The sequence below is a fragment of the Calditrichota bacterium genome (genome assembly GCA_016867835.1).
Classification (GTDB): domain Bacteria; phylum Electryoneota; class AABM5-125-24; order Hatepunaeales; family Hatepunaeaceae; genus VGIQ01.
Map to the genome: position 1 here is coordinate 42,977 of VGIQ01000004.1, position 11,368 is coordinate 54,344.

Below are 11,368 nucleotides of genomic sequence, written 5' to 3' on the forward strand. Positions count from 1 at the left end.
AGGCCGCCGGCTCGTCCTTGCGGCAGCCGGAAGAGAGGCCGATCAGGATGGGCAAACCCCACACTGGAAGGATGGTGAGAATGAGCCTCAAGGCGCGGCCAAGGGCGCTTGCCCGGAGATGGGCACAATGTCTGGAACCTGACACTGGCATAGTCATCCAATATAATGCGCAATTACCCTCCGGCAAATGGCTTGCCCTTACCTTTGCAATGCGTTATCTTCAAGATGTGAGCACCACTCCGGCGCATCTTGAAGCAGGGAGGCCGGCCCGTTCGGGACAGTTGATACTCGAGCGGCGCAGGCGGCTTTTGGATAAGATGGTGCCGGAATGGGCAGCATCGCGGGTTTTACTCGATCTGGGCTGCGGCAACGGGGCTCAGACTCGACTCCTGTCCGGACCCGGACGCACCCTTGTCGGTATCGACAGCGCCCGGATCGGCGATCTCGAAGAGATTCCCGACCGATCTGCATTCGTCTATGTCCGCGGCAGCGCGGGGGATTTGCCGCTGCGCAATGAAGCGCTCGACGGCGCGGTCTCGTTCGAGGTACTCGAGCATGTGCCCGATGACCGTGCTGCTGTGCTGGAGGTGGCGCGAACGCTAAAGCCGGGCGGGTTCTTTCTTTTCACGGTGCCTAACAAATGGTGGGTATTCGAGTCGCACGGAGCGGTGGTGCCGGGACTTAACTTCCTGCCTTGGAACCGTATACCGTTCGTCTCTTACCTGCCAGGCCACTTGCACGAGCGGATTGCCCGGGCTCGTATCTATACGCTGCGTCGAGCGCTCGAACTGGCTCGAAGCAGCGGACTTGAGCCGCTTGCGAGCGGCTATATCACGGCTCCACTCGACGTTCTCCCTAAAGGCCTCTTGCGCCGCATCCTGCGCAGCACCATCTTTAGAAACGATACGACTGCACTGCCAGTTTTGGCGGTGAACCTCTATGTCCTGGCGGCTAAGCCACTTCAGCCGGATTAAGTCATTGGATGTGGTGTCAGGTGTCCTCACCTGACACATACCGTCGGGTGGGGACACCCGACGGCACAATTACCTCTATATTAAGGCACTGGATGTGGTGTCAGGTGTCCTCACCTGACACATACCGTCGGGTGGGGACACCCGACGGCACAATAAACGGGACATTGTAACGCCGCCATCCTGACGGCACACGAATCAGAACCTCTATGTCCGCATCTTCTACCGTTCGCCCCAGCATCCTCGCCGTCGATGACGAACGCGCCAATCTCAATCTGCTGCGGCGCACCTTTCACCGCGAATACGACCTCCATCTGGCCGAGAACGGCCCCGCCGGCATCGAGTTTCTGAAACGCTATCCCATCGACATGATCATCTGCGACCAGCGTATGCCGGGAATGACCGGCGTGCAGATGCTGGTCGAGAGTTTAAAGATTTCTCCCTATGCCATTCGTATCATCCTGACCGCCTATTCCGACGTCCGCGACATTATCGAAAGCATCAACGAGGGGCGAATCTATCGTTACATTCTTAAGCCCTGGTCGCCCGACGAACTGCGGGTGACGGTCGCCAAGGCATTCCAGCATTACCGTCTCGAAAATGAAAACCGCGATCTGGTGGTGCAGTTGCGGGCATCGCTTGAGGAGTTAAAGGCAGCGCAGGAGGAGTTGGTTCGACAAGAGCGCCTTTCGACCATCGGCCGAATGGCGTCGAGCATCATCCACGATTTGAAACTGCCGATGACCAACATTCGAGCCGGCGCGTCGCTCCTGGCGGGAGACCGCCTCGAACCGGCGCGGCGCAAGGAGTTCAGCGACATCATTCTGCGCGAAGTGGACCGGCTCACACTTATGACCCGGGAGATCCTCGACTTTTCGCGCGGCGAGATGTCACTGGTTCGCGAGGAATTCGACCTCGGCGCGCTGCTGGCCGAGATTGCCGAAGACCTGCGGCGCGACTTCGACGACGCCGCTCTGACCCTGGTGCGCGATTGGGATGAGTTAGGTGTCATCGACGGCGACCGCAACCGTCTTCGCAGGGTCTTCCTTAACCTGGCGCTCAATGCCCGCGACGCTATGCACGAGGGCGGCCGGTTGACGATCCACGCCGGGCGCGACAGTAGAAATTTCCTCCTGCGCTTCCTTGACACCGGACCCGGCTTCCCGAAGGAGATCCTCGACCGGATCTTCGAACCGTTCGTAACTCACGGCAAACATAACGGCACCGGACTTGGCATGACCATTGCCCGGAAGATCGTCGAAGCGCACGACGGGACGATCCGGGCCGTCAATCCAAAGGGCGGAGGGGCATTAGTCGAGATAGAGTTGCCGGCTTGAATGTGCTCAAGGACTCAACCTCATGACGCAATATAGGCTGATTAGACTGGAGAGAATCACTAAAGTGGTGTCAGGTGTCCTCACCTGACACATACCGTCGGGTGGGGACACCCACCGGCACAATAAATAGAGTCTTCGACAAGGACGGCCAGCCCAGTCTGAAAGGGATCATTGCGGGGGAAGCGGTCATTCTGCCGCTCGCGGGAGTTGTTGCGGTGCAGCGGGTCGGCCGGATCGTCGCGCTGCCGGGATCGCCGCCCTGGCTTCCCGGGCTGATCTATTTTCGCGGCGGCATCGAAGCCGCTATAGACGCCGGGCGCCTCTGGGGACAGGGCAGTTTTCAGCCCGGCGACTCAGCGCGTGCCGTCCTGATCGAAGATAGCGGGCTAAGGGGGGTGTTGCTCTTCGATGACCTTCAAGAGTTGCTCGATATCGCTGCGCTTCCCTTTGCAGGCGGTGAACTGGCATCCCTGCCGCATCCTCCCGGCACCGCCGGAAGGCTGGTGACGAATCCGGCTGAGGATCATCCCCCGACCGCGCTGCTCCTGTCGTCCACGCAGTTGTTGCAAGGGCTTATGATGGGAAGAAAAGGAATATAGAATCATTGGATGTGGTGTCAGGTGTCCACACCTGACACCTGCCGTCGGGTGGGGATACCCAACGGCACAATAAACGGGACATTGTGACGCCGCCATCCTGACGGCACAGGAAATCATTGGATGTGGTGTCAGGTGTCCACACCTGACGCCTACCGTCGGGTGTGGCACCCGACGGCACAATAACCTTATTCTTGCCGGAGGAAACACCCGTGAGCCGTTGGCTGCGGATCGGCCTGACCGACAAACTCTATATCCCGTTCGTAGGGATCCTCGTCCTCTCGGTAGCGGTTACGATAACCTCCACGCTCTACGTCCTGCGCACATCCGATGGCGAACATTCCACTCTGCAAGTGGCATTTGCCATTCTCGCCAGCGGTCTCTCGACCATTGTTGTCGGAGCCTTCGTCTATAGCCTCGTGCTTCGGCGTGTCCTCTTGAGCCGCATCCGATCGGCTATCGACGCCGCGCAGTCCATCGCCGGGCGCGACTTGACACGGCGGCTCGACGAACAGGGCGGCGACGAACTATCCGTCCTGGCCGCAGCCTTCAACACCATGACCGACAACCTGCGCGATCTGACACGAGCCTTGCAGCGAGTCTCAGGTGAAATGGAGGGACGAGCCAAGGGCATCCTCGACACGGTCGAGCATCAGGCGTCGCTCTCAATCCGGCAATCGGAGGAGGTCTCACGACTCACCGGGACGATGTCGGAACTGGCGCTCTCAACACGCGAAATCGCCGGGTCGTCAACCCATGTCGTGCAGATAGCCGCCCAAACCCGTCGCGACTCCGAGCAAGGTGTCGCTGCCACCGACGAAAGCCGGACCCGAATGGACGAGATTTCGTCGGTCAATCGAGATCGCGCCGGTCAGATCGACGACTTGAAACGGCGCGCCTATCAGGTCGGAGAGGTGATGGAGTTCATCGAGCAGATCGCCGACCAGACTAAACTCATCGCCTTCAATGCCTCGATCGAAGCTGCCGGCGCCGGCGAAATGGGACGCCGGTTCGAGGTGGTGGCGCGTGAAATCCGCCGCCTGGCTGAGAATGTCGCCGAGTCTGCCGGCCAGATCCGTTCCCGCATCCTCGACATCCAGACCTCGAGTGAAAAGTTGGACGAGATATCACAGGTTGAGTCGGAGAAGGTGCGGCTCGGGGCAGATGCCGCGCTCAATACGGTCTCGGTGTTGCACCGCATCCGGGAAGGCTCGGGCCGAACCACTGCACTGGTGGAAGAAATATCGGGGGCTATCAATCGTCATGACAGCGCGTCCGGGCAACTGGTAGCAGCCTTGCAGGACATCGACCAGCAAGCCTCAGCGCTGCGCGACGGCTTGCAGTCGCTCAGCGACATCGCCTCCTCTATGCGCACCCTCGCGTCAAACCTGCACAACCTGACGGCTGGAGTCAGACTTTAGTGCTTGTTGCAGGCAGAGCATAGTATGGCCAAGGTTGACCTGAGCCGGTTTGCCGGACGATTCCGTCAGGAGACTCGCGACAACCTCACCGATTTCGACAAGGCGATGCTAAGCCTTGAACGCCATTCGGACGGCGGCGAGTCATTCGACGAGGCAATGCGGGAGTTGATGCGCCTCACCCACGCTATCAAAGGCGGCGCCAGAATGATCGGCTTCACGGCGGTCAATCGCCTGACCCACAGCCTCGAAGAGTTCCTCATATCGCTGCGAAAGCAAGGACGTGCCGGGCCGGGCGAGATAGATTTGATCGCCGAGTCGCGGAGTGCCATCGACCGGCTCCTCTTCGAGCGCGCTGAGGAGAGCCCAGATCTTCCCGACTGGACTTTAGTCCTGTTTGAACGGTTGGCCGGCAACTCGGGTCCTGAACGGAAGACGCTCACCTCTGGCGCGGATGACACCAGCACAGGAATTGCGCCTGAGGGGCCGGGCCGTCCGCCGGAGGCAGCGGTCCCCATCGCCACTTCATCCCGTCGCGTCGATGAGAGCACCGTGCGGGTCGATATCGACGCCCTCGATGACATTCTACTTTACGGTCGGGAACTCTCCGAGTCGCTAGACGGCCTTCGTCAGTCTCAATCTCAGATCGAACGGCTCAGCCGACGGATCGAGGACGAAGGGGTGCTACAGCCCGACCGATTGGCGCACGAATTGTCGAGGATTGCCATCGGCCTGCGCGAGAGAATCGCCGATGTCGATCGTGCGATGCGTCAGATAGATTCCGGCGCGGTTGAACTTAGGATGCGGCCGCTTAGCGAACTGCTGGAGGTGATCCCTCTTCAGGCACGGGAACTGGCACGGGCGCTCGGCAAGGAGGTCGAAGTCGAGTTCACCGGCGAATCGGTGCGGCTCGACGGGAGGATTGTCGAATTGCTGCGCGAACCGCTCCTGCACATCGTCCGCAACGCCCTCGACCACGGGATCGAGCCGCCCGACGAACGTGAGAAGGCAGGCAAACCGCGACGCGGGCAGTTGACTGTAGGCGGCTTCGAGATTGCCGGTTGGGCGCGGCTGGTGATTGCCGACGATGGCGGCGGACTCAACCTCGACCAGATTCTAAAGCGAGCCATCGAACTGGGGATCGCTGCGCGCGATGCTCTGCTTTCGCCGGGTGATGTTCGCGGGCTTCTCTTCGACGAGCGCTTCACCTCACGGCGGGTAGCGTCGGATGTATCAGGACGGGGTGTAGGACTGGCTGCAGTGCGGCGTCGGATAAAAGAACTGCGCGGAGATGTGTCAATAGACGGTTCGCCCGGACTCGGAACACGCATCGTCCTCCAGGTGCCGACTTCGCTCTCGAGCCAGCGCGCGCTCATCGTAGCGCTGCGCGGACTGGGCGATGCACCAGATGACTTGCGCTACTTCGGCCTGCCGACCGCGCTCGTCCGTGAGACGACCCGTCATGGTATCGCGGCTCTCGAGGAAGCCGATTCTTCGGGGCCCTCCTTTATGCTCCATCCGCCGGTATCGCTTGCTGCGCTGCTCGAAGGCACCCCGCTGCCGGCGCGGGCACACGAAGCCTATCATCTGATCTGCACCGATGGGCTTAACAGCGGCACCCTGGCAGTGCATAAGATTATCGCCGAGACCGAGATGATCGTCCACCCATTGCCGGAGATTGCCCGCGGTGCAGAATTGATCGCCGGTGCTGCAGCGCTCGGGAACGATGAGATGCTGCTCCTCTTGAATGTGCCAAAGTTGCTGGCGGCACTCACGGCAACGGGCCAGGTGCCTTCAGCGGCGTAAACTGATTTATCCGGGGCGGGATGATCCCGCCCGGACGGCTTGTATGCCAACTCCCCAGGCTCTAATAATGATTGCCTTATGACCTCTGATGGGCCGCTCATTCTGGTGGCCGACGACAGCCCGACTGTGACCGGCATCCTCGGTTTCCTCTTCAGCGAGCAGGGCTGGCGGGTTACGACCGCGGCGGACGGTGTCGAAGCGGTCCTGCGGTTCTACGAAGCGCCACCGGACCTGGTAGTGCTCGACATCGAGATGCCCCGCATGGACGGGTATCAGGTCTGCCGCCTGCTGAAGGAAGATCCCGAAGCGAAACGGGTGCCGGTGGTGATCCTCACTTCGCGCGACATGCAGAGCGACCGTTTTCGGGGGCTCTCGGCCGGAGCGGACGCCTACGTCGTCAAGGACCTCGAAGACGACAACCTGTTGGTTACAATTCGAGATCGACTTTCGGCGCAAACTGCGACCTCGCCTATCCCGCCGCGACGGGTGAGCGAAGGCGAGATCCTCCGCACCGTCAACCGAATGCTTGACCAGCGCCTCTTTATTATGACCGTTACCGGGGAACTGGAACGACTCGGGGCAAAGGTCGCCGACTTCGAAGACTTGATACAACAGGTGGTGCAACTTTACTCGCGCGTCTTCGAATTTGTCGTCGGCGGAGTCTGCATTAGGGACGGCGATGCGCCGGCGCACTATCTTGTCAGCGATCTGGAAGCTGGCTCGGCGGTGTTGGACGACCTTAGCCGGTGGCTCGTCAGCGAAGCAGGCTTGACGGGCGAGCCGTCGAGCATCCGCATCTTTCCTCACGAACGGACGCCGCGCCTTGCCGACGGCGATCCCGCATATCGAATGGCCTGGCCGATAGCATCTCACGGAAAGACTATCGGCGCCTTCGGTATGGCTTCGACCTCACCGCTCAAGTTTGAGTCTGAAGGACGCTATCTTCACGAGCAGTTCCTTGCCCGCGCGGCAATCGTCATCCAGAACGCGCTCCTGATGAAGCAGTTGGGCGAGCGCAACCAGGCTCTTGCCAATGCTCTGGCTAAGTTGAAGGAAGCGCAGAGCCAATTGGTGCAGTCTGAGAAGATGGCATCGCTCGGTCAGATGCTCGCCGGCCTGGTGCATGAGATCAACAACCCGCTCAATTTCATTGCCGGCAATATCGAAATCCTCGACGAATCTTACGGTGGGATGCTGAAGTTGATCGACGCCCAAGCCGTGTCGCAGGACAATGCAGAACGCGAAGCGGGTGCTTTAACTTACGGTGAAGTCGATCTCGAATTCATTCGAGAGGACCTCCCGTCCCTTATTGCCGATGTTCGGGAGGGCGTCGTCCGGGCGCGCCAGATTGTGCAGGATCTCTGGACCTTTACGGCGCAAGATCGAGGCGACGAACAGCTCTCGGATCTGGCAACGATCCTCCACTCGACGGTCAATGTCCTGCGCCATCGCTGGGAGCCAGTCGCGGAGGTAAAGGAGTCCTATGCCGCATTGCCGACCTATCTCTGCAACAGCGGGCAGATCGGGCAGACCGCGCTCAATCTGCTCACTAACGCTATTCAGGCGGTGATCGATCGACCGAAGTCAGTCGCCACGGGCAAGGGTCGGATCGAAGTCGGGCTGAAGCATGAAGGAGATTTCGTCCTGATAGAGGTCTCCGACGACGGGATCGGCATTCCGGAAGAAAACCTGGGCCTGGTCTTTGAGCCCTTCTTCACCACCCGCGACGTCGGCAGCGGTATGGGACTGGGACTCTCGATTGCGCATGGCATCGTCGCCCGACACGACGGCCGGATAGGGATCGTCAGCCAGCCCGGGAAGGGGACGACCGTTCGGATCACTCTTCCGGCATCGAGGTTGACCCAAGACCACACCGTTTAGACTACAAGATTTGATAGTGACCAACAAGCAGCGCATCCTCATCGCGGATGACGATCCCGCCTTGATCAGCATCCTGACGCATCTCCTGGAGTCCGAAAACTACGAGGTTATAAGCGCTTCGGACGGCGTCGCAGCCCTCGAAGCCGCGCGCCGGACCATGCCCGATCTGGTGATCCTCGATCTCATGATGCCGCGCCTCGACGGGTTCGGCGTCCTAATGAAACTCTACGGCGATGAGCCGCGCCTCCGCGCGCCGGCCATAATGCTGACCGCGCAGAGCGGACGCGACTATCGGGACGTGGCGGCGTCGCTCGGAGCGATTACGTTCGTCGAGAAGCCGTTCGACAACGAACGTCTGCTCGACATCGTCCGGAAAACCCTGGCAATCAAACCTCGGTCGTAAGATGGATGAAGAGGATAAACGGCTCGGCGAGATCCTTGTTCGGCAGAATGTCGTGGCCCGAACCGACCTTCAAGCGGCAACGCGCGAGAGTCGCAAGCGCGGAATTTCGCTGCGCGGCGCACTTGTAGGGCTCGACATCTGCCTTGAAGATCACATCAACTGGGCGGTCAGCCGGGAGTTGGGGATCCCGTTTGTGCTGGTCACGCAGGAGATGGTCGATCGGGATCTTCTGCAGCGCTATCCGCCGAATTTGCTCCGGTCGTCGCAGGCGATACCGCTGCCCGATGCCATGGGCGGGGTGACGATTGTGATGGCTGATCCGTTTGACGACGAGTCGTTCGACCTCCTGGCGGCGGTAACGACCGGCGACGTCCGGCGGGCGGTCGGGCCGGCAGCGCGCATTCAATACGCGCTCGAATTACTGCCTGAGCCGGAGGAGCGGCAGTTGATCTCGGAGACTGCGTCGCATGACGCCTCCGGCGTGGCGACGGTCTATGCCTTGCTGGTCGAGGCTTACCGGACTGGCGCGCGTCGCATCCTGATCCGTCCTTCAGGCGATGGCGCTGAAGCCGCCTTCCGGCTCGAGCGCGGCTGGGTCATCCGCAAGGCCTGGTCGAAGGAGCAATTCCTGCCGATCTGGACGCGATTCCGGGTAATGGCTGGCTTGTCGGTTGAAATGAACGGGACACGTGAGAGCGCAGTGCTCAATGCCCGTATCGAGTCCGTCCGGGTCCGGATTGAGTTCGCTTTCCTAAGGGAAAACAGTGCCGAGAGTCTGGCGCTCGACCTCTATCCTTATCAGCCCGCAAGGACTTTGGTAGAATTTCAAGCCTTGACCGTATCGCATCGCAAGGCATTGGAGGGGCTCTTTCGCCCCCGCCGACAGACTGGAATAGTGATCGTCAATGCATTCGATGAGTTTCAGCGCCAACGGATGCTCTACGCGATAGTGAGCCTCCTGGCGCCGCGCAAACTCGATATGCTCGCAATCGAGCCACGGGTCCGTTTTGAGCATCAACTGGTCCGGCGTCTCGAAGCCGGACCGGAGGGTGAGAGTCTGGAATGGTTTCTAAAGCAGCCGTTTGACACCGGTATTGTGCCAACGGCATCGGTTACGTCGGCGCGGCGGCTCTTCGAAACCGCCGGTGACCGGTTGATCCTGCTCGGGCTTGATTTTCTGCAAACCCATCTGGCACTGGAGGCGCTGCGTGAGTCGGTCGGGAGCGGTGCGCTGCTGGCCGACCGGCTGCGTGTCATCTGGACGGGCCGCCGCGTGGCGCTCGCCTGCGGAACCTGCGGGGGCACGATCTCGCCGCGACGCGGACAGGCGGTCTCAGGCCTTTGCGAAGGATGCAATGGCTACGGAACGGACCGTTACGACGACCTCTTCGAGATCCTCGTGGTGGACGACAACTGCCGAAAGATGTTTGCCGGAAACAGCTTATCCACCATTGAGGAGGATTCTGTTAAGCCGATCCTGACCGGCGCTTCGATCCGGTCGCTGCTTGAGGCCGGCATATCCGCAGGGCGTATATTCGATCCAGGAGAGGCAAAGACTGTCAGGAAAAGTCATTAGGCAACGAGACACCACTTTCATTGATGGATAAAGCACACTTGCCGGGTGAGATCACTTCGCCGGCATCGCCACTGGTTGGCATCCTCGACTTCGCCTGCGAGTTGGGGGCTTCGGACATTCACCTCTGCGCCGGAGCACCGCTAATGATTAGGCTGCACGGCGATCTGGTGAAGATGAGCGACTACGCCGATGGACTCGGGGAAGACTTCACGCCGGCCGATATCGAAACACTGCTCGCGGGGATCATGTCGAGCGATTTGCAACGGCACTTCAGCACCTCGTCGGAACTTGACTTTTCGATCAATCTGACGGCCGGCGACCGCTGCCGGGCCAACCTCTTCCGCAATATCTTCGGCGCATCGGCGGTCTTTCGGATCGTTCCCTCGAAAATCCCCGAACTTGAGAAGTTAGGCGTCCCGGCGGTGATGCAGCAGGTGGTCATGCGGTCGAAAGGGCTGGTGCTCGTAACCGGCCCGACCGGATCGGGAAAGTCAACGACACTTGCGGCGCTGATCGACTTCATCAACCGCAAGACGCCGAAGCACATCATCACTATCGAAGACCCGGTGGAGTTCGTCCATCCCCCCAAGCAGTCGCTCATCAACCAGCGCGAGATCGGCAAGAGTGCGTCGAACTTTATGGAGGCGCTGCGCGGAGCGCTGAGGGAAGACCCCGATGTGATTCTGATCGGCGAGATGCGCGACCTCGACACAATACAGATGGCGATCACTGCAGCGGAGACCGGCCACCTCGTCTTCGGAACGCTCCACACAATGTCGGCAGCCAAAACGGTCGATCGGGTGATCGGCGAGTTCCCGGCCGACCGGCAAAATCAGGTTCGGATGCAACTCGCGGAATCACTATCGGCGGTCATATCGCAAATTCTCCTCCCACGCGGCGACCAGCCGGGCCGGGTGGCGGCCTTCGAGGTGCTTATCTCGACGCCGGCGGTGCACAACCTGATCCGCGAAAACAAGACCTATCAGATCAGCACCGTGATCCAGACCGGAACGCACCTCGGCATGATCGGAATGGACCAGTCGCTAATGTTGTTGGTGAATGCCGGGCTGGTGGCGCCAGCCGAAGCGCGAAAGTATGCCGGAGAGCCGAAGATGTTTCCCGACCGGGCGCCTCGGGCAAAAACGCATACTAATGTTAATGCTAATGCCGATGACAACATGCGGGCTGGCGCAGATGCAAGCGACTAATGATCGATGTCCAATGCAAGACCTTTCCCATCATTCCAGGTGGCCAGCGCGTTCCAAAATCCCAAATCCAAAATCCAATATCCAAGATTATTGTGCCGTCGGGTGTCCTCACCCGATGGTCTGTGTCAGGTGAAGACACCTGACACCACAACTAGTCATTGTGCCGTCGGGT

Annotated in this window: 9 protein-coding genes; all 9 read left to right on the top strand. The window is 60.2% G+C overall.

The features are described 5' to 3' along the window. The first annotated feature begins 47 nt into the window (after nt 1-47). The 9 genes from FJY67_01080 to FJY67_01120 all read left to right on the top strand — a co-directional run bounded on the left by FJY67_01080 (nt 48) and on the right by FJY67_01120 (nt 11,196). Nucleotides 48-974: a class I SAM-dependent methyltransferase gene (locus tag FJY67_01080; protein ID MBM3328052.1), complete on the top strand. Its 927-nt coding sequence runs from the start codon at nt 48-50 to the stop codon at nt 972-974. Between the two features lie 206 nt (nt 975-1,180). Beyond that, nucleotides 1,181-2,308 carry a hybrid sensor histidine kinase/response regulator gene (locus tag FJY67_01085; protein ID MBM3328053.1) on the top strand — a complete coding sequence of 376 codons (1,128 nt, stop codon included), beginning with the start codon at nt 1,181-1,183 and terminating at the stop codon, nt 2,306-2,308. Nucleotides 2,309-2,382: 74 nt separating this feature from the next. Further along, nucleotides 2,383-2,907: a hypothetical protein gene (locus FJY67_01090; protein MBM3328054.1), complete on the top strand. Its 525-nt coding sequence runs from the start codon at nt 2,383-2,385 to the stop codon at nt 2,905-2,907. Between the two features lie 161 nt (nt 2,908-3,068). Next, a complete protein-coding gene (locus tag FJY67_01095) occupies nt 3,069-4,325 on the top strand; it encodes a methyl-accepting chemotaxis protein (GenBank protein MBM3328055.1) in 1,257 nt (418 codons plus the stop codon). 24 nt (nt 4,326-4,349) lie between these two features. Further along, the gene (locus FJY67_01100) at nt 4,350-6,128 is read left to right on the top strand and encodes a hypothetical protein (protein ID MBM3328056.1); all 1,779 of its coding nucleotides are present in this window, start codon (nt 4,350-4,352) and stop codon (nt 6,126-6,128) included. 78 nt (nt 6,129-6,206) lie between these two features. Further along, nucleotides 6,207-8,009 (top strand): response regulator, encoded by a 1,803-nt coding sequence (locus FJY67_01105; GenBank protein MBM3328057.1) that lies wholly within the window; start codon nt 6,207-6,209, stop codon nt 8,007-8,009. A gap of 10 nt (nt 8,010-8,019) precedes the next feature. Continuing rightward, nucleotides 8,020-8,412 (top strand): response regulator, encoded by a 393-nt coding sequence (locus FJY67_01110; protein ID MBM3328058.1) that lies wholly within the window; start codon nt 8,020-8,022, stop codon nt 8,410-8,412. 1 nt (nt 8,413) lies between these two features. Next, entirely contained in the window at nt 8,414-9,988 is a 1,575-nt protein-coding gene (locus FJY67_01115) for a hypothetical protein (GenBank protein MBM3328059.1), read from the top strand. A gap of 23 nt (nt 9,989-10,011) precedes the next feature. Further along, on the top strand, nt 10,012-11,196 hold the full coding sequence (locus FJY67_01120; protein ID MBM3328060.1) for a type IV pilus twitching motility protein PilT: 1,185 nt from the start codon (nt 10,012-10,014) through the stop codon (nt 11,194-11,196). Nucleotides 11,197-11,368 lie beyond the last annotated feature (172 nt).

Coding starts and splice junctions, on each gene's coding strand:
- FJY67_01080 (MBM3328052.1), top strand. CDS start 48: ATGGGCAAACCCCACACTGGAAGGATGGTGAGAATGAGCCTCAAGGCG.
- FJY67_01085 (MBM3328053.1), top strand. CDS start 1,181: ATGTCCGCATCTTCTACCGTTCGCCCCAGCATCCTCGCCGTCGATGAC.
- FJY67_01100 (MBM3328056.1), top strand. CDS start 4,350: ATGGCCAAGGTTGACCTGAGCCGGTTTGCCGGACGATTCCGTCAGGAG.
- FJY67_01105 (MBM3328057.1), top strand. CDS start 6,207: ATGACCTCTGATGGGCCGCTCATTCTGGTGGCCGACGACAGCCCGACT.
- FJY67_01115 (MBM3328059.1), top strand. CDS start 8,414: ATGGATGAAGAGGATAAACGGCTCGGCGAGATCCTTGTTCGGCAGAAT.
- FJY67_01120 (MBM3328060.1), top strand. CDS start 10,012: ATGGATAAAGCACACTTGCCGGGTGAGATCACTTCGCCGGCATCGCCA.